Below are 20637 nucleotides of genomic sequence, written 5' to 3' on the forward strand. Positions count from 1 at the left end.
GGCGGCGTGCGGCCGGCAAGCCGCTCATTCAAATTCCTTCTAGCTCCGAGACAGCTTCAGCAGCTTCATCCTCATCGGCCGAATCCGCTGTCTGCAGTCCATCCATCTCTTTATAAAGTAAGAAAGCGTCCACGTCCCCGGTCAGCGCAAAATACTTCCACGAAAAGTCTCGCATTCGTATCAATCCTCTCCGCCATCAGAAATGTGCATAGGGATAGAATGCGATGAACGGGGGAGTCCTATCCGAAGCATAATAGGGCATTGCACCCTAATAATGGCTCCGATGCTGCAAGAACGCACCCGATCCGTGGCCGTTTCATCAATCGTTGCGGAAACCGAGATCCTTCAAGACGCGGTCATGATTGCGCCAATCCTTCTTCACCTTCACCCACAGCTCCAGAAAGACACGCGATCCAAGCAGCAGCTCGATATCACGCCTTGCCAGCCGCCCTACCTCTTTCAGCAGCGCGCCTTGTTTGCCGATGACAATCCCTTTCTGCGAATCACGCTCCACGAAGATAACGGCGCCAATGCTGACGACGCCATTCTCCTGTACCCGCATGTCCTCAATCGTAACCGCGATGGAGTGGGGAATCTCTTCCCGTGTCTGATGCAAAATTTTCTCCCTGATCAATTCCGCGCAGACGAACTGCTCCGGATGGTCTGTCACTTGATCAGCGGGATAGTATTGCGGCCCTTCCGGCAAATATTTGGTCAGTACGTCAAGCAGTGTATTCACATTGTTGCCCTGCAGCGCGGAAATGGGCACAATTTCAGCAAAATCATGCAGCCCTTTATATTGCGCAATTAGCGGCAGCAGCGCCTCTGGATGGATTTTATCGATCTTGTTCATTACCAGGATTACCGGTGTGGTGACCTTCTTCAATTGCTCGATAATGAAGCGGTCTCCGCCGCCCAACCCTTCAGAAGCGTCAATCAGAAACAATGCCGCATCCACCTCGCCCAATGTGCCCACAGCAGCTTTCACCATGAAATCGCCGAGCTTTGATTGCGGCTTATGAATTCCCGGCGTATCCAGGAACACGATCTGCCTGTTGCCCTTCGTATATACGCCATGGATTTTGTTGCGGGTAGTCTGCGGCTTGTCCGACATGATCGCGATCTTCTGACCGATCATTTCGTTGATCAGTGTTGATTTGCCCACATTCGGACGGCCTACAATAGCGACGAACCCCGAATGAAATTTCTCTTTGCCTGTTGATGATCCACTCATAATGATGCAACGTTCCCCTTCCAGCCTGTCTTAATTCTCAATTTTCAATGAAAAAGCGCCCGGCAGCAGCTCCGAAACTGTCATCACTCGCCAGTCGCCCCGCAAGTTCCCCATAATAACGGGCATGTCGGGGGCACACAGCTCTGCCAGCACCTGCCTGCAAACGCCGCAAGGCGTAATCGGCTCCGGTGTATCCCCTATAACCGCTATCGCCGCATAAGATCCCGGCTTATGTCCATCGGCAACAGAGCGGAACAACGCCGTTCGTTCGGCACAGTTCGTGGGGCCATAGGCAGCGTTCTCCACATTGCAGCCGAGGTGGACCCCGCCATCCTCGCCAAGCAGCGCCGCTCCTACCTTAAAGGAGGAATACGGGACGTACGCCCGTTCTCTCACTTCCAATGCGCCGTTCAGCAGCTTCTGCCATGCTTCGGGAAGCTGCTCCTTCGAATTCCATGTCCCCATCTTTACCCTCCTGTTCGTCCAGTCCAGGGCAGCCGTATGAATCAGCCCAGAAATTGATCCCTCACATGCGGGCCGAATATGATCAGCCCGATTGCGATTGCAATGATGGCCAGTACAAGCACCGCCCCTGCTGCTGTGTCCTTTGCCGCCTTGGCTAACGGATGCTGCTCCGGGCTTGCAAGATCGACTACATTCTCGATAGCTGTGTTGAACAGCTCGGCCGCGATCACAAGCGCTGACAGAAGCAGCACGACAATCCATTCCGCAGCAGACAGCCTGAAGTATAGAGCTGCCGCAATGACGAGCAGAGCAGCAATAAGATGAACTTGCATATGGCGCTGCGTACGCGATGCATGAACAATACCGGACAGCGCACATCCCACGCTCCGCAAAAAGGAGATCATTACCGCTTCAAGCCTGCCTGCGACAATACCGCCTCTTGCTTTCCGGTCATGACCGCTTCACTTGCCTCATCTCCATGATCATAGCCAAGCAGATGAAGAAAGCCATGCACGAACAGAAAGCCGATCTCGCGTTCCAACGAATGGCCGTACTCTTCCGACTGCGCCTTAGCCCGCTCCACGGAAATTATAATGTCACCGAGCATACTTTCCATGTCCGCAGGAACGGGATCATCCTCGCTATCGACCTCATAGACGATCTCCAGCTCATCCTCACCGGCTTCCTGCATGGCAAATGACAGCACATCAGTAGGACGGTCAATGCCCCGATAATCGCGGTTCAACTGATGAATCTCCTCGTCATCGACAAAAGTAAGCGTCACCTCGCCGTCCTCAATGCCTTCCGCTTGGCCAGCAAGCTGCAGCAGCTGCTCCAGCCTTGCAATATAAGCATCCGGTATCTCCAGCTTATTCTGATTATTGCTCCATTCAAGTTCCAGACTCATACAAGCCGCTCCTTTTGTTTCACGTCTTCGGGATATTCAATGCGGGAATGGAAGATGCCGATCACTGTTTCTTTCAACGTCTGCGCGATCTTCTCCAATTCCTTGAGCGTCAGATCGCAATCGTTAAACTGGCCATCATCCATCCGGTCCTTCATGATCTTGTTGATCATCGATTCAATATGCTCCACCGTAGGATTACGGAGGCTTCGTACTGCCGCTTCAATACAATCGGCTATGCCGACAATCGCCGCTTCCTTCGATTGCGCTTTGGGGCCGGGGTAGCGGAAATCATCCTCTGTAAAATCCGGCTCCTCGCCCGCTTCTTCCGCCAGCTTGAGCGCCTTATGGTAGAAAAATTTAAGAAAGGTCGTGCCGTGATGCTGCTCCGCAATATCTCTGAGCGGCTTGGGAATATTATGGCTCTTGAGCATTTCAACCCCATCCCGCGCATGGGCGATAATAATCGATTTGCTCAGCTTAGGCTCGATAAAATCATGCGGATTCTCCATATTCGACTGATTCTCGATAAAATAGCTCGGCCGCTTCGTCTTTCCGATATCATGGTAGAAGGAGCCTACGCGGCAGAGCAGACCGTTCGCGCCAATCGCCTCTGCGGCTGCTTCTGATAAATTGCCCACCATAACGCTGTGGTGGTACGTGCCGGGTGTTTCCGTCAGCAGCTTGCGCAGCAGCGGATGGTTCGGGTTCGACAGCTCCACCAGCTTGAGCGCGGACAGAATGCCGAATGAGATCTCGAAGAAGGGCATAATACCAATGACCAGTACGGCCGTCAACAATCCGCTGGCGAAAGCAAAGCCCACCGTCAGCAGAATCTCCGATTTGGCCGGCAGATCCTTGAGCAGCAGCAGCGCCAATACAGAGGCAGAGCCGAAGAGGCTGACCATAATACCGGCTTTCAGAATGGTCGATCTCTGGCTTGCCCGATGAATGGCGAAGATCGCCGCGAATGAAATGACCGCAGTCATAAATCCATAGTTAAAATCAAAGATGCGGTTAGAATCCATATTGAAAATAACACTGCCCGCGATTGCAAACAAGAACGAGCTGACAACAGCCAGCTGTACATCCAGCAGCAGCGTGATCAGCATTGCGCCCATCGCAGTCGGCGCCAAATATCCGACGTATGGCATGGAATCCGTCTGCGTCAGCTCAATAATTCTCATGGCTACAATGTTCAGCAGATAGATAAGCCAGAGCATAGAGAGCTGGACATTATTATATTTGGCATTAGCAGCCGCATTCATGCCGGTCGTTTTCTCCAGATAGCTGTAGATGACCAGTACGAACAGAGCGGATAACAGCAGCAAGCCAAGCTGCGGCCAATACGATTTTTTGTCCTGCAGCAAGCCCCATGCAGACAGACGGTCATAGACTTCCTTGGTGACCATCTCTCCTTTTTGAAGAATAACCTCGCCCTGCTTGATAATGACCTCCGGCGTATTTTCCTTTGCTGCTACACGAGCTTCATTGGTCGCTTCCTTATCCGAAAATTTGTTGGGCATAATCGCGTACCGCGCGAGCTCCTGCACAATTTCCCTGGTCTTCCGTTCACTTAATGTGCTTGCATTGACTAATTCAGCCACCTTCGTTCGTGCTGTTTCCGCTTCACGCAGCGGATCGCTCATCAGCTTGCGCACGATAGCAACGCCAACCTCACGCATCTCAGAGATCTGCTTGGAGCTTAGCGATGGAAGCTTGTAATAGGTTTCCTCGGGAATGCGGTACGACTGCGCTTTAATCGTGCCCGCCATCTCCTCAAGCAGCGTATCATTATAAATTTCGTTGCCCCGGTTATTTCGAACGAATCGATCAACATAATCATTATAATGCCGGGGAATTTCCGTCCGGTAGATCGTTACCTTATTGTCGAGCGATACTTGATCATCCTGATTGAGCTGCTCCATTCGGGCAAACACCTGCTCAAGCAGCTGCTCGCTTCTAAGCGCGACAATCGAATAGATCGGCTCGACCTTCTCAGCCGCTTCTTCCTGCGCCTGAAGTCTGGCCTTGTCGTCCTTGATCTCCTTCTGCGCTTCAATGTTGCGCTCGCTTCGTTTGCCCAGCTCGATATCATAGGTAGTAGGCAGAAGGCTTGGAGACATGCTGAAATAAAACAGCAGTACAAATAGAAAAAGCAGCACCGATCGTACCGCTACACTATGCTTCCAATTGCTCAGCCTCATATGCATTCCCCCTTAGGAGAGGACATGTTGAACATCCCCCTAAATCCCCTTTGCAAGAGGATTATACGGACTGTTACCTTTACCCAGGACCCGGAATAACCGCTCCTGCTGCGGGGCTGTCCTCGTCTTCCCTCATGCTGCGCACGCTTTCATATGCCTTTCGCGTTGAGACTTCGTCAAAGCGCTCCTTGCCAGGTTCGCAATATACAACTCAGTTTCTGTGCTGAATATCATTAGCTATCATTACGACTTGTCTTCACACGGCCCGTGCTGGCGCCCCTCGTGCGTCTGCATGCCCTAGTGCTGTAAGCAGGTTTCTCATGCTTACAGGGACTTACGGCGACCGGCTAGCCGGCTGTTAGCGGATTTCATCCGCTTACGAGGCTTACGGCTGACAGCGGTAATCCACTGCCAGCCGCCACTGCCACGGATCACATCCGTTATTGCTGCTCCTGCTCTTCCGCGTCCCAGTTGTAGGCCATGATGATTTTTTGGACGAGGGAGTGGCGAACCACATCTTGTTCAGAGAATAGAATAAAGCCGATTTCTTCGATATTTTGCAAAATCCGTCTTGCTTCGATCAGACCGGATCGTTTGCCTCTTGGCAAGTCGATCTGCGTCACGTCTCCGGTCACAACCATCTTCGATCCAAAGCCTAGCCGCGTCAAAAACATCTTCATCTGCTCCGGAGTCGTGTTCTGCGCTTCATCCAGAATAATAAAGGAATCGTCGAGCGTCCTTCCCCGCATGTACGCGAGCGGAGCAACTTCAATCAATCCTCTTTCAAACGCCTTCGCCGTTTGGTCAGGACCAAGAACGTCATGAAGCGCATCGTAAAGCGGACGCAGATACGGATCAACCTTCTCCTGCAGATCACCCGGCAAGAAGCCGAGATTCTCGCCAGCCTCAACCGCCGGCCGAGTCAGCATAATCCGTTTCACAGAGCCTTCCTTGAGCGCAGCCACCGCCAACACTACCGCAAGATAGGTCTTACCTGTTCCAGCTGGCCCGATTCCGAATACGATATCCTGCTTCTTAATCGTTTTGACATAATGGCGCTGGCCGATTGTTTTCACACGAATCGGTTTGCCGCGGTACGTCGTCGTTATTTCTGCTTTGAACAAATCTAGCAATTGATCAGCCTGCAACGTTTTGGACAAATCAAGCGCATACACAATATCGCGCTCGGAAGGTGTATAACCGCCTCGAACAAGCTGTTGAAGTACTGTGTACAGCTGCTCCAGCGTGTCAACCTCTTCACTTCGCCCTGTAATGGAAATTTCCGCTTCCCGGGACATAATATCAGCATCTGTCTGCTCTTGCACAAGTCTCAGATACTTGTCCTGCGGACCGAATAAAGCCAGTCCTTCCGCCGCATTCGCAAGCGGGATCTTTATACTCTTCGTCTCATTCAACAAAAATTCTCATTCCCCTTGCATATAAACTAGCGGTCTTTCTGCTACAATCGATTGCTCCACTTCAAAAAGCACTTTCATATAAACTTTACCATTGTCCGTCTTTTCATGCAAAATGTTTTCCGAGCGGACCTCCGCCAAGGCCCCCGCTTTCGCCAACAGATCAGCACGCGCCTGCAGCAATCCCGTTGCCCGTGCTTCTTCCACGCTTACAGGCTGGTTGTCCATCCGCACTTCCAATAGTGTCTCCTTTATTCGGCCGAATGGAAGCTCATTGGTACGCCATGTCACTTTCTCCATATGTCTTACCGTTTCGTAAGCAGCGAACTTCGGGCTGCCGAATCCGCTAACCTTCAAGGCTCGTCCGCCTACAACAGCATACCATCTCGTTTCCGTATCCCCTGTGTATACCTTCAGCTGCCGCTGCAGCGGCGATACAATATTGTATTCGTGCCAGACGAGTCCTCTAACTGTTCCTTTGGCTACGACTGACTTCGTATGGGCTTCATCACCGTATATCCCGGATATAAGTACATCGCCCTTCCGCACTTTCATATTCCGCTTTACGACCGGTCTGCCGGACTCTGCAAGAATATGCGTTATGACAGCATCAGCCGAGGCTACCAGATGGCGCGGGTTGAGCAGCGGCTTAGGCTTCGCATTTTTGGACTCAACGACCTGAATCGTAATCTTCGTGCCACGCTTCTCCACACCGATCCATGCTGCACCGGGGAGCTTCTGCGCCAGTTTTTTGGACAATACCTCACTGCCTTCAAGCCGGAACGACCATTGAAGCGGATATAGACCTTCTTGCTTGGCAGCCTGCAAAATTTGCTCCTCAGACAGCAGCTCGTTGCCCTTCACTTCAATCGTCCAAACCAGTGAGGAAAGCAAGTACATCCCAATGAAAAAGAGAGCAAGTCCCCCTGCAAAAAACAGCCGCTTCTGCACTTTAACGAGCCAGAACGGCAGTCCCTCGCGTCCGTTCACATGCAGCCGACAGCCTGTCTCCTTCAAAATCGGACGAAGACGAAAAAAATCGCCTACGGACACCTCGCATAACAGCTCTCCACCGCTTGTATGGCGAATGGACCACAGCTGAATACCGGCTCCAAGCGCTCGATTAACGAGCTTCTCCATCCCCTCGCCCCGCACCCGGATCGTAACGATCCCGCGTACCCACTGTATCCAGGATGCATTCATGCCTCCGCCTCCTCAACCCTTATTTCATATCGCGAACTTCAATATGTCTGATGTGGCCTTCCACGAATACTTCTTCCGTCCAGATCGTGCGTATGACAAGCTCCTGTCCTGTTATTTCGAGCTCTCCCTTGCTGAGCGCCAGCCTCAGCTTGTCGCTGGAGAAGTGAAGCACACCGCGATGGTTCTCAATATACAACTGGCGGTCACCAATCATCGTGAGACGCGGCAAATCAAAAACAACGTCCTGAGGCAGATCGAGCAGATCGGCGGCCATTTTACGCAGTTTGCGATTTATGCGGCTCATGTTGGCAGAAGCCCCCTTTCCGTACTGTACCAAAATATGCGGCAAGAACCCGAAATATGAGGGGAAAGGAAAACAGCTATAGGAAAGGAACCCCTTACGCAAAGAAGGGCTGTTCGAAAAGTCCAGCATCCAAAAGGTCAGTCCCAATTGATATGAAAAGATGCCTCCAAACCACTAAAAAGTGGAAGTGGAAGCATCTTTTTTTATCCCTTCTCCAACTGGTTTGAAGGCAGAGTGACGAAGTAAGAAGGCTGCGAATGTGCATGAATTTCGGTTACAAGACGCCATAATGGTAATATTCCTGCGATCATGCATGAATTTGAGACGAAATCGGCCGTTAAGGGGAAATGAAGGTGAAATGCCTGCACGCTGGCAGGCATTTCACCTTCATGGGGTCAGAAACGGAAAAAAACTGCCGTTTCGCATGTTTTGCCTGGCTCGCATCTCGCATGCATGCAGGCATGCCACAACGTACAGCTTCTTAAAATGGAAGTTGAGATTTCCAACAAGGACTTTCTGGACAGCTCCTTGTATATATGCCGACAATCAGCTATTAGGGCGATACGGCCGCTTTGCACGAGGCGGGCCGAGTATCTCAGCAACCACGATGGCTCGGCGCAGCTCCTCTCCCTCTGGCATGCGAAATGGTTCGGCTTCACGCGTGGCTGTCAAATCTGCAGCGTTGCGCGTAGAGGCCAGATTGCCCGGCCTGAACGCGGAAGCACGGTCTGCCGCAATCGCCTGCGTCAATATTTCCGAGTGTGCGTGCCGCTCTTCCTCCGAGCCTGCACGCCCTTCTGAGCGGGATGACAGCTCCGGTACAGGGGGCATCTGGCTGTAATCCTGCCTTCGATCGTGAGGGAGCCCATCGGCTTGTGGCGCTGCATTCCTTCCGCTGAAATCCGGCATCCCTGTCGCATTTTTACGTTTGCCCTTATTAATTAACGAAGCAATAAACCCAATAATAATAACGACCAAAAAAATGTTATTGGATAGAAATGCGATTATTTCATCCACTTCATCACCTCCGAAGACTCATAGTCCGCCAGCCAACATACCGCTTCCAGTCCCTTACTCTTTATCCGAAGACGTTACATCCGGCTTGCCGATGGAGCTTCGCATTTGCGTATCTGCTTCAATGTTCTTCATGTTCATGTAATCAAGGACGCCAAGCTTGCCGCTCTTGAGCGCATCAGCCATAGCTAACGGCACTTGAGACTCCGATTCCACAACACGCGCTCGCATCTCTACGACACGCGCCTTCATCTCTTGCTCCTGAGCAACAGCCATCGCACGGCGCTCTTCTGCTTTTGCCTGCGCGATCCGTTTGTCAGCCTCCGCTTGCTCCGTTTGCAGATGTGCGCCGATATTTTTGCCTACATCTACATCCGCAATATCAATGGATAGAATTTCGAACGCCGTCCCCGCATCCAGACCTTTGCCGAGTACCGTACGGGAGATCATATCGGGATTTTCCAGCACATCTTTATGGGAGTTGGAAGACCCGACTGTTGTAACAATACCTTCACCAACACGGGCGATAATAGTCTCCTCACCCGCACCCCCTACGAGGCGTTCAATGTTCGCACGAACAGTTACACGCGCTTTAACCTTTACCTCGATCCCATCCTTGGCAACGGCAGCAACGATGGGCGTCTCGATTACACGCGGATTGACACTCATCTGTACAGCCTGCAGCACGTCACGGCCAGCGAGGTCAATGGCAGCCGCACGTTCGAATACAAGCTCAATATTCGCCCGCTGAGCCGCAATGAGCGCATTAACGACACGGTCAACATTACCGCCAGCCAGAAAGTGGCTCTCCAATTGGTTAATCGTCAGGCCAAGTCCGGCTTTGGACGCTTTAATCAGCGGATTTACGATTCGGCTCGGCACTACCCGGCGCAGCCTCATGGCGACCAGTGTAATAATGCCGACACGGACACCGGAAGCGAGGGCCGAGATCCAGAGCATTATCGGGAAGAAGCTTAGAAATACGGATAAGGCGATAACAGCAAGAACAACTATGATCAATATCGTAACAATCGGATCCATCGTCATAAGTACCCCTCCAATAAATTATTGATTTGCCTTCTCATTCCATTGTTGCACAATTACCCGGGCTCCATCCACTTTAATGACTTTCACCTCAATACCCGCACTAATAAACTCGCCATCGGTCACAACATCGATTCGTTCATCATCGATCGTCACCGTTCCAGCTGGCCTAAGCGGTGTCAGCGTGACGCCCTTCTTGCCGAGCAGGCTAACCTTTGTTGGATTAGAGACATATCCCTCATCCGTCGTTAAGCGGTCACTCAGAATAAATTTATTCCATACTCCGCGATGCTTGAACCGGATGGCCACAAATATAACAATTAGTGCCGCTGCCGCAAGGGCAATAGCGAGAGAAACAATCGCGGTGCGGGTATCTGAAGCCGAGGTGACAATTCCGGCAATAAGCGAGACCGTTCCCAGTATCCCCAGAATCCCGAAACTCGGTATGAACAGCTCACTTACAAGCAGCACAATGCCGACTATAAACAGCACAACCGATTCCATGCCTGCGAAGCCTGCTACAAAATGTCCGAAGAAATATAGAGCGAATGCGATAATCCCGGCGATTCCCGGAAAACCGAAGCCCGGTACCAGCAGTTCAATCGCTACTCCGACAATTCCGATTATAAGCAGCAGCGTCACGACGACCGGCGAGGTTAGGAACTGGCCGATTTTCTCCAGAACGGATGGCTTGATCTCGACAATTTGCCGTTCATCAAGGCCGATTGCCGCAAGCGCTTCATCAATGGTTCGAGCAGTAAATTCGGCGTATCCGACCTTCACCGCCTCTGTAGCGGATAGGGTCAGAATCTCACCGCTCTCAAGCGTCTGTCCTAGCTCAGGCAATTTCAGCTTAATTCTGGGATCTACCATTTTGGCTGCTATGTCCGTATTGCGGCCATTCAGCTGAGCGGCTTCCATCATGGCTTTGGTCCAGTAAGAGATGATTTTGGGGTTGTCGATCAGCTCTCCAGAGCCGTCAACAACTGCCGCCGCTCCGATTGCGCTGCCCGGCTCCATAATGATCCCTTTCGCATTAAGCGCAATATAGGTTCCCGCCGATACCGCCTTCCCTTGTACGAAAGCAGTCGTCGGCACCTTGCTAGTACGAACGAGATGACCGATCTCCTCCGCGCTGTCCACACGTCCGCCAAGTGTATTAATAACAAGGAGGATATGCTCAGCGCGCGCTTCCTCCGCTTCCTCATAAGCTCGTTCAAGAAAGGCTTGCAGTCCCGATTCAACCGTTTGCTCTGCCCGAATGACATAGACAGCGGGACCAATCGAAGAATTGTCCGCATTGCTGTCCGCCGCATATGCCGCAACAGGCAGCAGCGCAAGCAGCATAATGGCCAAAAGCGCCACAACCGACACAATCATCCTAGGTCCAAGCTTTGGTAAAGTTCGCTGCATCTTTGCCCCCTCCTAAAAGTTTTTGCGTGCTCTGCCTGACTTGTCGAGCAAAAACTGCTTCGTAAGCATATACTTAGTTTTTGCGTGCTCTGCCCGACTTGCAGCCCAGTCCACCTCTCCTTACTACGTTATGGAGGCGATCGCGTTTCAAACGCATCGATGAATGCAGGCCATCTACCGAGCATATGCTTACAAAGTCTGTCAGACCACATCATAAAGAACAACAGCGTGGAGCATGGGAATGATTCTGGAGAAGCGTTAGCGTTCGTAAGAGCGTTCCTCTGCACAGGCAGCCTGGAACTCCTTTCAATCGTTGGGACTCGTCAATGGCCCTCCGCCTGCTTAAGCTTAACGGCGTTCCAATCTGTGCGGTAGAAACGAACCATAACCGATATGCCGAACACCAGCAGGAATGAATACAACGAGAGCCATGCTCCCAAGCTGCCCATATCCAGAATGAAGATACATACGTAAGCAAGCGGCACGAACAATACCCAACTGACCAGAAATGAAATCCGGAGCAGGAAAGTCGTGTCACCAATACCGCGCAGACCGCCTGCGTAGTAGTTCAGCAATCCATCGAAGATTTGCAAATAAGCCGATACCTTAATTAGAAACGCGGCCAGCAAATAGACCTCCGGATCCTTGGAATACCAATGTGCGATTGTCTCGGCGAAGAAGAATTCCACAGTACCCAGAATAATCATAAACAGCGTTCCCAGTATCGCAGTATCCGTTCCTACCCGGCGGCCAATATGCGGTGTTCCTCTGCCTACATTTTGCCCGACCAATATGGTAGCTGTGGCCCCGAAGGCGAACGCCGGCATGAAACCCAATGCCATTACACTTAGAGCCACTTCGTTCGCTGCGAGCGCGCGGTCACCGAGCCTTGCAACAAACGCAGTGAAGATGTACATCGAGAAGCTTAGTGAAAACTCCTGAACGCCAAGCTTGCCGCTTTCAAAGGCTATCAGCTTCATCTCCGGCCATTGAAAAACAATTGCCTTGCGGCTGCGTGTATGAAACCGCTTATGTAGAACGAAGAAGAAAATATAAGCACAGATAAGCAGTTGAACCGCTTCGCCGATCAATATGGCAAAACCCGCTCCCGTCAACCCAAGCTTGGGAAAGCCCAGCTCTCCAAACGTCATTGCATATGTGAGCAATATGATCAGCAAGTTGCTGATAAGCGCTACGACCATCGACATCCTCGTCGCTCCGATCCCGCGCAGAAAACCGTGAAAGGCAAAATTAATAATTCCGAAGGCCATCGCATAGAACCGCAGCTCAAGATAAAAGCTTCCCTGCCTCACCAGATCCTCCGAGCCGCCCGTCCAGCTCAATATTTGATCCGCCGCCCCCCAGCCAACCAAGGCAATAACAACAGCGAAGACCAAGCACATCATCATAGCCAAATAAGTGCGTTCGATGCCTTTGCGCATATCGCCCGCCCCGTAATTCTGAGCCACCAAATAATTAACGGTATGCCCAATACCGGAAAATATCGCAAAGGCATTGTACATGATGATATTCGATACGCCAACGATCGCAATGGTGATAAATCCAAGTCCGCCTACCATGATCAAATTTACCGTTCCTGTCACGGTTTGTGTCGCAAAGGAAACCAGGGACGGGATAGCCAAAATCAATATGTTCCACCAATTACGCAGCATATTCTAGTTGCCTCTTTCCCTTTGGAGTCATCTGATTATAGACAATAGAAGAAGGGTGTCCAAAATAGACGGATTTATGAAAAAACACCCCCTCAAAAAGGGAGTGTTTGGCTTTCAGCCTATGTTATTGCAGAAATTGCTGCACAAATGTGTTTACTAGTTTACCATCAGCACGCCCTTTTACTTTGGGCAATAGAGCGCTCATGACTTTCCCCATCTCGGCTTTCGAAGAAGCACCGGTTTCCTGGATGGTCTGCTGAACAATCACTTTGATTTCTTCTTCGGTCAGCTGCTGAGGCAGGTATACACTAATAATTTCAATTTCTGCGGCGACATCTTTCGCAAGATCATCGCGGCCGGCTTTTTCAAATTCTTGGAGGGAATCTTTACGTTGTTTGATCTCCCGACTTAGAATATCAAGCACCTCGTTGTCCTCAAGAGGCCGTTTCAAGTCAATCTCAAGATTTTTGATGGACGCACGGACCATCCGAATCGTGGTCAGCTTGAACTTCTCCTGACTCTTCATAGCTTGTTTCATGTCGTCGTTCAATCGTTCGCTAAGGTTCATTGTGGAAGGATCCTCCTAAAACTTTCTCTTGCGCGCAGCCTCAGACTTCTTCTTGCGCTTTACACTAGGCTTCTCATAATGCTTGCGTTTCTTCACCTCAGCCAGCACGCCATCCTTTGCGATGGAACGTTTAAAACGGCGGAGTGCAGCATCGATTGTCTCGTTTTTGCGAACTTTTGTTTCAGACACCAGTTTTCCCTCCCTCCGAAAACAGACCGTCCAAGAAAGATAACACGGTTCATCAAACTTCATTATATGTTATAACAAAAGGCAGTGTCAACTCGAAAAGACAAGCTTTCTGAGCAGTGTCTCTTCATCCTAGGCTATAGGGCCCAGCCGCTTTCCGCCTAATATATGGAGATGCAGATGATAGACAATTTGCCCGCCCTCGCTATTGCAGTTGTTCACCAGCCGATATCCCGATTCCGCAATCCCCTGCTCCTTCGCAATCTCTCTTGCGACCGAGAACAGTTCTGCGATTAACTCATTATCTCCATCCGTCACATCATTCATAGTTGGAATATGTTTCTTGGGAATGACCAGGATGTGAACAGGAGCCTCTGGCTTAATATCATGGAACGCAACAATACGCTCGTTCTCAAATACCTTCCTGGAGGGAAGGCTTCCTTCAATAATTTTGCAAAAAATACAATCCACCGTTTACACCCCGCTTCCTCTTCATTCCATAATAGCGAAAAAATGCGGGCTCGTCCATTCTAATAAAACCAGCGCTTCATGCGCTGGCATAATTCGTGTAAGCCAATCCTGATTTTAGAAGAATGGAAGCAATGTCAGTCCGAGCAGCGCTGCCAGCGGGAACGTCTGGCGAATGAAGCGGCGGCGCGGGAAAAAGGGTGCCGGGAAGAAGGGCCCGGGAAAGAAGGGCGTGAACGGTGTAAAGGGGACAAACGCCCTGGGATCATAGCCCGGGCCACAGTGGGGGATTGCGATGCACAGCATATCGTCATCAATGTGCTCGATGAATCCGTCGCAGCACCAGCCGTCCCGCGTTTGCACCAGAACATACCGGTGCATCTGATCCTTGCACCATTTCTTCACTTCATACTTTTCCATTGGTTTGACCGGCATTGGTGCAATCGGAGCCGGTTCAACCGGATGATGCGGGGCTGTTGAAACTTTCTTAGGCAACGGCTCGGTCACAATCTTTTTTTCCATTATGCGAATACCTCCCGGAATTGTGCTTCACTTTCTACCATGATATTCGCCCGTGGGCGGATGGCGCCTGACCATCGCAAAAATAGGCGGGAGCCGTGCTGTACGGATTCATGCCGATTTGATGGGACTATCAGTCTAAATCGAGATGGATTGGCTCTATTTTCCCACGTATAATGTTGTATGTGCTGTGAGATCGGGCACCACATGATAGAACTGCAATTCCCACAATCGTTCGCAGCCTCTTCTCCCGCCAAGTGGAGAACGAGAATTTCAAATAATTGGACAAGCCCGCCAATCCAAAGGCAGGCAAGTCAACCAATATGACAACGAGAGAAGCGGATGAATCGCTTCGCCAGATTTTAGAGGAGGAAATACGAATGAAGATTGCGATTATCGGAGGCGGTCTTGCCGGCCTTACTGCGGCAGCTTATTTATCCGAGCAATCAGGTGTGCAGGGCGTTCTCTTTGAACGCAGCCCACAGCTTGGCGGTCGTGCTTTTACCTATGAAAAGGCAGGCTTCACCCTGAATTACGGCGCTCATGCCATCTATGGTCTGGATCGGCATACATTGTCTGTGATGGAGCGCGAGCTCGGGCTTACCTTCGGCAGCAAGCAGGTGGACCGCCGCAAGGTCATGTATGAGAAGGGCGAGCATTTGACACCTGCACCGCTCGATTTCGTCAATTTGATGAAAACCGATATTCTCACCATGATGCAGAAGGTTCGTTTCGTTGGTGAAATTACAGCCATTATCGCGAATATCCATCAGCTCAAAAACTATGCCACGCTAGGCGATTATTTGGCCGAGTCCGGAGCGGACGAGGATGTGAAGGAACTGTGGGAGCATCTGGTGTGCAGCAACTTTTTTATTACGCCTGAGGATGCCCGCCGTGTTCCTGGTCCGGTGATTAGCACCTATTATCATAATTTATTCCTCTCCAACCGTCCCGTTAACTATGTGCTTGGCAGCTGGGCCGTTATTACGAATCAGCTTCGGTCGAAGCTGGAGCAGAGCGGGCGCTGGTCTCTTGCCCTTCAAGAAGGCGTTGACGCGATCCGTTATGAGCAGGGCAAATATGTGCTCAATACGAAGGCGCGTGAGGAAACCTTTGACCGTATTATATTCGCAATGCCGGTACAGCAGGTGGTCAAGCTGCTTCGCGGAACGCCTTGGGAGCCTTTCCTTGAACCCTATGAGCATAATACAGCTACAGAGGTTATGGTCTATGATGTCGGGCTCAGCCAGGTGGTTGCCCGTCCGTTCAGCTATATTAGCGATATGAACAACAAAATGTTTATTTCGGACGTATCGGCAACAGATCACACGCTCGTCCCCGAGGGCGGACAGCTTCTGCAAGGCATCTCCTACCTGAATGACGAATCTGATGGAGACGGCGTTGACCGCAAAGCCTATCTGGAGGAACGGACAGCCCAGATGGAAGCACTGTTCGACAGACATTACCCCGGTTGGCGTGATTGCGTTGCCGTTAAGCGGGTTTCCAAGAAAGCAATGGTGCAAAGCGTGAAGAACGTTGCCAGCAACCGGCTGCTGCCGAACCGGATCGAGAGCATGCCCTTCTACTTCTGCGGTGACGGATGCGAGGGCAAGGGTGAGCTTGCCGAACGCGCATTCTCCAGCGCCAGAGTTGTAGCGGAGCAGATCATTGCTGATCTGCATGCATACAAGTAAATTGCAGCACAAAGAAGCTGGGGCTGTCCGAAAAGCCCAATATCCAATGAGTCAGCCCCAAATGATGTGAAGGGATGCTTCCAGCCCACTTTTAAAGTGGTTTGGAAGCATCTTTCATTGCATTTGGGACTTAGCGGGGACTCCGTAAGCATCAAGCCAGCTTTCTGGGCGGCCCCTTCTCCAACTGTTTTGAAGGCGGCGGACAGAGTAAGAAGCCTGCGAATGTGCATGAATTTCAGTTACAAGACGCCATAATGGTAATATTCCTGCGATCAAGCATGAATTTTTGGGAAAATCGGCCGTTAAGGAGAAACGAAGGTGAAATACCTGCCCGCTGGCAGGCATTTCACCTTCATGGGGTCGGAAACGAGAAAAAAGCTGCCGTTTCGCATGTTTCATCACCGAGTTCGCAGCTCGCTTGTCTCTCTCCCGCACCGCGCGTGGCCTACCGGCGGCGTTTGAATGACGGATCATCCTCTGGCGAGGAGTACGTGGACAGTCTATGATCGTAGGGATTCAACCTCATACAGCTTCTTAAAGTTGAGATTTCCAAAAGGACTTTCGCGACAGCCCCAGCTTTGTGCGGCTAATCGTCATACGCATGGTCCCGCCGCGCGTTAGAGCGATTGCCGTGAGCGGATCCAGTGATCGTCCTCCGGTTACGACAGCTCTACAATCTGCAGCGTGCTGCGTATTTCTCCGGCCACATCCTCCTTCTGCCTCCATTGGCTTGTATATCCGAGACATGGACAGATCAGCTTCGTATTGCCATATTGGAGCGTCTTCCTGTAGTGGACATGGCCCATAATTCCGTACTTCACAGGGAAATCCTTGTAAAGGCCAGCATACTCCGCGCTTCCCAGAAATGCGTTGAAATATCCCCAGGGCTCGCGAGTGACGGGCACAGTAAAAGCAGGATGGGTCAGCATATGCGTAACCAGCATGATCTTCTTATCCTTATGCCGCTCAAGCTCTGTTCTCAGCTTGTTATAGAAGTAGGCATGCATCTCTCTATTGCTCCTGCCCCACCGGACGAATAAGCTGTCCTTCCATAACGAGTCGCCCTGTGTCATTCTGTCGAATTCCTCGACCGTATATTCCGGTTCTCCGAACGAGTAGTCATACCAGCCGGAATCGCCGATAATAACCCAATCCTCATTGGGGGAATAGGGAGAGCCGCTAAGGCAGCCCTCTGTCTGCTGATACTGCCTGTATATCGACCAAGTATCGCGCTCCCGGTCTTTCACCGACCAATAATCATGGTTGCCCGGCACAAATAATATTTTGGCATGAGCATGCTCTTCCAGTTGCTTCACTGCTGCAATAACCTCTGAAGGCTCGCTGCTGATATCTCCTGCCACAATGAGAATATCCAGCTGCTCTTCCCTGCTCACCCTGCACAGCTCGTTAATAACGGGCTTCGCTCTATTAACATCTATGTGAATATCGGATATGATTCCTGTTTTCATTGATACACCGCACCCTTCACGATTTATCCAGCACCTCGCCTGCTTCCTCCCGGCGGCAGAGAAGCGGCAATTCCGGCCTGTTTGGCCCCGGTGGCCGCTTATCTATTGTATACCAATATGTGCAATAGAACGAATATGCGCTTCATTTTCGGCTCAGGCCACTGTGTAGAAGGGAGAGATGGGGGCTGAGCTCAGCTGCTAAGTACGACTGCTAAGCGCGACAGCTAAGCTCGGCTGTTGAGCTCGATGGCCCATAATTCCTGCGAATCAGCACCTTTAATTCATTTTTTTCATTTTAAAAAGAGAATTCCTGCGATGCTGCATCCTTTTTCGCGCTAAAGCCCCGACGGGTGAAGAAATCGCTGATTTGCCTGCACGTTTGCAGGCTTTTCCAAATATAGCAGACTTCCAGTGAAATAGCCTGCACTTTCGCAGGAATCATAGGTCTGTCCAACAAAAGAAGCATCTGAAACCCGCTGTAAAGGCGGGTTTCGATGCTTCTATGGACGAGCGCGTTTATAGGGATACGATCAGCTTGCCGGAGCTTGAGTCCGGTGCAAGTACAGTACCAAGTGCATCTTCAGACGCCGATCCTCCGCTGACAGCTATCACCTTCGCAATGCCTCGCAGTATGACCGTCCAGGACTTATCAGCAGCTCCTTCGGAGACGATAACGATCTCATTGCCGTCCCTTGATGCTGTTACCGTGAGCTGCAAATTGCCCTCCACATCATGAATATGTGCGACAGCCTTGGCGCCGGCCTCCAGCTCAAACAAATGAAGCGCGACGCCATCCGCATAGTCGTAATCAGGACGCTTGTCGTTGCTTCCGACCGCGATCAGACTGCCAGGCTTGACCATCAGCGGAAGGCTCATATAGTCATGCGTTTCCTGCTTCCAGCGGCCTCCCTCGACAGTTTCTCCGGTGAAGAAGCTCGTCCAGCGGCCCTCTGGAATATAATATTTGACAACACCGTCTTCTCTGAAGACCGGAGCAACCAGCAGCCCTTCTCCAAGCATATATTGCCTGTCCAAGTGATGGCAGGTAGGATCCTCTGGAAACTCAAGCACCATCGCCCGCATCATCGGCACGCCGAGCCGCGACGATTCGATAGCAGCCGTATACAGATAAGGCATGAGCCGGCTTTTCAGCTTCGTGTAGAAGCGAAGCACATCAACGGCCTCTTCATCGAATACCCACGGCACCCTGTAGGACTCGTTGCCATGCAGACGGCTGTGCGAGGACAACAAGCCGAATGCGACCCACCGCTTGTAAATATCAGGAGATGCGGTGCTCTCGAAGCCGCTAATATCGTGGCTCCAATAGCCGAAGCCGGACAGACCGAGCGATAATCCGCCGCGCAATGTTTCAGCCATCGAGTCATAGGATGCGGAGCAATCGCCTCCCCAATGGACAGGGAACTGCTGTCCGCCTGCTGTAGCCGAACGGGCAAACAGCATCGCTTCATTCTTGCCAAGCTTGCGCTCCAGCACCTCGAATACTGCTTTGTTGTATAGGAAAGTGTAGTAGTTGTGCATTTTCACAGGATCTGAACCGTCATAATAAACAACATTGTCCGTTGGAATACGTTCGCCGAAATCTGTCTTGAAGCTGTCCACGCCCATATCGACCAGACGCTCCAGCTTCTCTTGGTACCAGCGGACCGCCGCCGGATTGGTGAAATCGACGATTCCCATGCCGGCCTGCCACATATCCCACTGCCACACATCGCCTTCTTTTGTCTTCAGCAGATATCCGTTCTCCTTGCCTTCCTTGAACAGTGGCGATTTCTGCCCGATATAGGAATTGATCCATACGCAGATTTTGAGGCCTCTGTCCTTCAGCCGCCGCAGCATGCCCTCAGGATCAGGAAAAACAGCAGGGTCCCATTCAAAATCGCACCACTGGTACTCCTTCATCCAGAAGCAATCGAAATGGAAAACATGCAGCGGAAGATCCCGCTCGAACATGCCGTCAATAAAGCTGTTCACCGTCGCTTCGTCGTAGTTCGTTGTGAAGGAAGTTGTGAGCCACAGACCGAAGGACCATGCAGGAGGCAGCGCCGGTTTGCCAGTCAAAGCCGTATAATTGGCCAGCACTTCCTTAGGCGTGCGTCCCCCTACGATGAAATATTCCAAATATTCGCCCGGCACGCTGAACTGCACCTTCGACACATTCTCTGATGCAATCTCGAACGAGACTCGTTCCGGATGGTTGACGAACACGCCATAGCCTTCGCTGGACAGATAGAACGGAACGTTCTTGTATGCCTGCTCGCTGCTCGTGCCGCCATCCTCGTTCCAGATGTCCACAGATTGGCCATTCTTGACAAACGGAGTAAACCGCTCACCCAGACCATAGATCTGCTCGCCGATGCCAAGATCAAGCTGTTCACGGAAATAAGCCGTTCCACCGCCCGTCTGAATATATCCGGTTTTCCTGCTTCCGCTGCCTGTTATTCGTTTGCCGTAGTTCGTAAAATTAATCTGCCATGGACCAGTCTTGCTTATGTTGAGCTTCAATCCTCCGCTTGCTAAAGAAATGGCTTCATCGTCTTGATCGATGATGACTTCATTTGCAGCATCACTGTAAATTTCAAACTCCGGCCCCTTGGACAGCTTGCCGGCATGATGGGTCCATCGTATACGGATCACATCCGGCAGCGGAGAGCTTGCCTCCATATGGAGCAGAGGCGCGTTAAGCGTATCCCCCTTGCGCTGAATGCTTCTGCAAGCGGTATGGATCGACAGCTGTGATGGCTGAATATCGATATCCCGGATTTCTACGGGGTGCTGGATCGTTGTGCCTTCCTTCATCATCCAATATCCGTCAGTAAATTTCACTAGGATCACTCCC

20 protein-coding genes are annotated in these 20637 nt (G+C 51.3%); 1 reads left to right on the top strand and 19 read right to left on the bottom strand.

What is annotated here, in order from left to right:
• Nucleotides 1–28: 28 nt before the first annotated feature.
• The 17 genes from K0T92_RS02945 to K0T92_RS03025 all read right to left on the bottom strand — a co-directional run bounded on the left by K0T92_RS02945 (nt 29) and on the right by K0T92_RS03025 (nt 14620).
• Nucleotides 29–175 carry a YqzL family protein gene (locus K0T92_RS02945; protein ID WP_219870908.1) on the bottom strand — a complete coding sequence of 49 codons (147 nt, stop codon included), beginning with the start codon at nt 173–175 and terminating at the stop codon, nt 29–31.
• A gap of 144 nt (nt 176–319) precedes the next feature.
• A complete protein-coding gene (gene era / locus K0T92_RS02950; RefSeq protein WP_219870909.1) occupies nt 320–1234 on the bottom strand; it encodes a GTPase Era in 915 nt (304 codons plus the stop codon).
• A gap of 30 nt (nt 1235–1264) precedes the next feature.
• A complete protein-coding gene (locus tag K0T92_RS02955) occupies nt 1265–1699 on the bottom strand; it encodes a cytidine deaminase (RefSeq protein ID WP_219870910.1) in 435 nt (144 codons plus the stop codon).
• Nucleotides 1700–1740: 41 nt separating this feature from the next.
• Nucleotides 1741–2103 (bottom strand): diacylglycerol kinase family protein, encoded by a 363-nt coding sequence (locus K0T92_RS02960; RefSeq protein WP_219870911.1) that lies wholly within the window; start codon nt 2101–2103, stop codon nt 1741–1743.
• Nucleotides 2103–2606 (bottom strand): rRNA maturation RNase YbeY, encoded by a 504-nt coding sequence (gene ybeY, locus K0T92_RS02965; RefSeq protein ID WP_219870912.1) that lies wholly within the window; start codon nt 2604–2606, stop codon nt 2103–2105. The genes K0T92_RS02960 and ybeY overlap by 1 nt, the downstream gene beginning before the upstream one ends.
• Nucleotides 2603–4810, bottom strand: coding sequence for an HD family phosphohydrolase (locus K0T92_RS02970; protein ID WP_246627801.1), 2208 nt, complete (start codon nt 4808–4810; stop codon nt 2603–2605). Before K0T92_RS02970 ends, ybeY begins: the two co-directional genes overlap by 4 nt.
• 440 nt (nt 4811–5250) lie before the next feature.
• Nucleotides 5251–6228 (bottom strand): PhoH family protein, encoded by a 978-nt coding sequence (locus tag K0T92_RS02975; RefSeq protein WP_219870914.1) that lies wholly within the window; start codon nt 6226–6228, stop codon nt 5251–5253.
• Nucleotides 6229–6234: 6 nt separating this feature from the next.
• Nucleotides 6235–7428, bottom strand: a complete 1194-nt coding sequence (gene yqfD, locus K0T92_RS02980; protein ID WP_219870915.1) for a sporulation protein YqfD — start codon at nt 7426–7428, stop codon at nt 6235–6237.
• A 19-nt stretch (nt 7429–7447) separates the two neighbouring features.
• Nucleotides 7448–7732 (bottom strand): sporulation protein YqfC, encoded by a 285-nt coding sequence (yqfC, locus tag K0T92_RS02985; RefSeq protein WP_219870916.1) that lies wholly within the window; start codon nt 7730–7732, stop codon nt 7448–7450.
• Nucleotides 7733–8278: 546 nt separating this feature from the next.
• Nucleotides 8279–8749, bottom strand: a complete 471-nt coding sequence (locus K0T92_RS02990) for a hypothetical protein (protein ID WP_219870917.1) — start codon at nt 8747–8749, stop codon at nt 8279–8281.
• 54 nt (nt 8750–8803) lie between these two features.
• Nucleotides 8804–9787, bottom strand: coding sequence for a flotillin-like protein FloA (floA, locus tag K0T92_RS02995; protein WP_219871185.1), 984 nt, complete (start codon nt 9785–9787; stop codon nt 8804–8806).
• Between the two features lie 24 nt (nt 9788–9811).
• Complete coding sequence (locus K0T92_RS03000) at nt 9812–11203, bottom strand: NfeD family protein (RefSeq protein ID WP_219870918.1); 1392 nt, start codon at nt 11201–11203, stop codon at nt 9812–9814.
• Between the two features lie 323 nt (nt 11204–11526).
• Complete coding sequence (locus tag K0T92_RS03005; protein ID WP_219870919.1) at nt 11527–12876, bottom strand: MATE family efflux transporter; 1350 nt, start codon at nt 12874–12876, stop codon at nt 11527–11529.
• A gap of 124 nt (nt 12877–13000) precedes the next feature.
• Complete coding sequence (locus tag K0T92_RS03010) at nt 13001–13444, bottom strand: GatB/YqeY domain-containing protein (protein ID WP_219870920.1); 444 nt, start codon at nt 13442–13444, stop codon at nt 13001–13003.
• A gap of 15 nt (nt 13445–13459) precedes the next feature.
• A complete protein-coding gene (gene rpsU / locus K0T92_RS03015) occupies nt 13460–13633 on the bottom strand; it encodes a 30S ribosomal protein S21 (RefSeq protein WP_005547957.1) in 174 nt (57 codons plus the stop codon).
• 129 nt (nt 13634–13762) lie between these two features.
• Nucleotides 13763–14101, bottom strand: a complete 339-nt coding sequence (locus K0T92_RS03020; RefSeq protein ID WP_219870921.1) for a histidine triad nucleotide-binding protein — start codon at nt 14099–14101, stop codon at nt 13763–13765.
• Nucleotides 14102–14215: 114 nt separating this feature from the next.
• On the bottom strand, nt 14216–14620 hold the full coding sequence (locus K0T92_RS03025; RefSeq protein WP_219870922.1) for a hypothetical protein: 405 nt from the start codon (nt 14618–14620) through the stop codon (nt 14216–14218).
• A gap of 377 nt (nt 14621–14997) precedes the next feature.
• On the opposite strand from K0T92_RS03025, the gene K0T92_RS03030 reads away from it, so the two are divergent.
• Nucleotides 14998–16311: an FAD-dependent oxidoreductase gene (locus K0T92_RS03030; RefSeq protein WP_219870923.1), complete on the top strand. Its 1314-nt coding sequence runs from the start codon at nt 14998–15000 to the stop codon at nt 16309–16311.
• A 659-nt stretch (nt 16312–16970) separates the two neighbouring features.
• Here K0T92_RS03030 and K0T92_RS03035 read toward each other — a convergent pair.
• Both K0T92_RS03035 and yicI read right to left on the bottom strand, forming a co-directional pair.
• Nucleotides 16971–17780, bottom strand: a complete 810-nt coding sequence (locus K0T92_RS03035) for a metallophosphoesterase (protein ID WP_219870924.1) — start codon at nt 17778–17780, stop codon at nt 16971–16973.
• Nucleotides 17781–18296: 516 nt separating this feature from the next.
• Entirely contained in the window at nt 18297–20624 is a 2328-nt protein-coding gene (gene yicI / locus K0T92_RS03040; protein ID WP_219870925.1) for an alpha-xylosidase, read from the bottom strand.
• Nucleotides 20625–20637: the final 13 nt, after the last annotated feature.

The organism is Paenibacillus oenotherae, from assembly GCF_019443105.1.
In the GTDB taxonomy this organism is placed as follows: Bacteria; Bacillota; Bacilli; order Paenibacillales; family Paenibacillaceae; genus Paenibacillus_Z; species Paenibacillus_Z oenotherae.

What these genes read in the sequence shown, in the direction of transcription:
- K0T92_RS02945 (WP_219870908.1), bottom strand. Translation starts at nt 175, where the DNA reads ATGCGAGACTTTTCGTGGAAGTATTTTGCGCTGACCGGGGACGTGGAC.
- era (WP_219870909.1), bottom strand. Translation starts at nt 1,234, where the DNA reads ATGAGTGGATCATCAACAGGCAAAGAGAAATTTCATTCGGGGTTCGTC.
- K0T92_RS02955 (WP_219870910.1), bottom strand. Translation starts at nt 1,699, where the DNA reads ATGGGGACATGGAATTCGAAGGAGCAGCTTCCCGAAGCATGGCAGAAG.
- K0T92_RS02960 (WP_219870911.1), bottom strand. Translation starts at nt 2,103, where the DNA reads ATGATCTCCTTTTTGCGGAGCGTGGGATGTGCGCTGTCCGGTATTGTT.
- ybeY (WP_219870912.1), bottom strand. Translation starts at nt 2,606, where the DNA reads ATGAGTCTGGAACTTGAATGGAGCAATAATCAGAATAAGCTGGAGATA.
- K0T92_RS02970 (WP_246627801.1), bottom strand. Translation starts at nt 4,810, where the DNA reads ATGAGGCTGAGCAATTGGAAGCATAGTGTAGCGGTACGATCGGTGCTG.
- yqfD (WP_219870915.1), bottom strand. Translation starts at nt 7,428, where the DNA reads ATGAATGCATCCTGGATACAGTGGGTACGCGGGATCGTTACGATCCGG.
- yqfC (WP_219870916.1), bottom strand. Translation starts at nt 7,732, where the DNA reads ATGAGCCGCATAAATCGCAAACTGCGTAAAATGGCCGCCGATCTGCTC.
- floA (WP_219871185.1), bottom strand. Translation starts at nt 9,787, where the DNA reads ATGGATCCGATTGTTACGATATTGATCATAGTTGTTCTTGCTGTTATC.
- K0T92_RS03000 (WP_219870918.1), bottom strand. Translation starts at nt 11,203, where the DNA reads ATGCAGCGAACTTTACCAAAGCTTGGACCTAGGATGATTGTGTCGGTT.
- K0T92_RS03005 (WP_219870919.1), bottom strand. Translation starts at nt 12,876, where the DNA reads ATGCTGCGTAATTGGTGGAACATATTGATTTTGGCTATCCCGTCCCTG.
- K0T92_RS03010 (WP_219870920.1), bottom strand. Translation starts at nt 13,444, where the DNA reads ATGAACCTTAGCGAACGATTGAACGACGACATGAAACAAGCTATGAAG.
- K0T92_RS03025 (WP_219870922.1), bottom strand. Translation starts at nt 14,620, where the DNA reads ATGGAAAAAAAGATTGTGACCGAGCCGTTGCCTAAGAAAGTTTCAACA.
- K0T92_RS03030 (WP_219870923.1), top strand. Translation starts at nt 14,998, where the DNA reads ATGAAGATTGCGATTATCGGAGGCGGTCTTGCCGGCCTTACTGCGGCA.
- K0T92_RS03035 (WP_219870924.1), bottom strand. Translation starts at nt 17,780, where the DNA reads ATGAAAACAGGAATCATATCCGATATTCACATAGATGTTAATAGAGCG.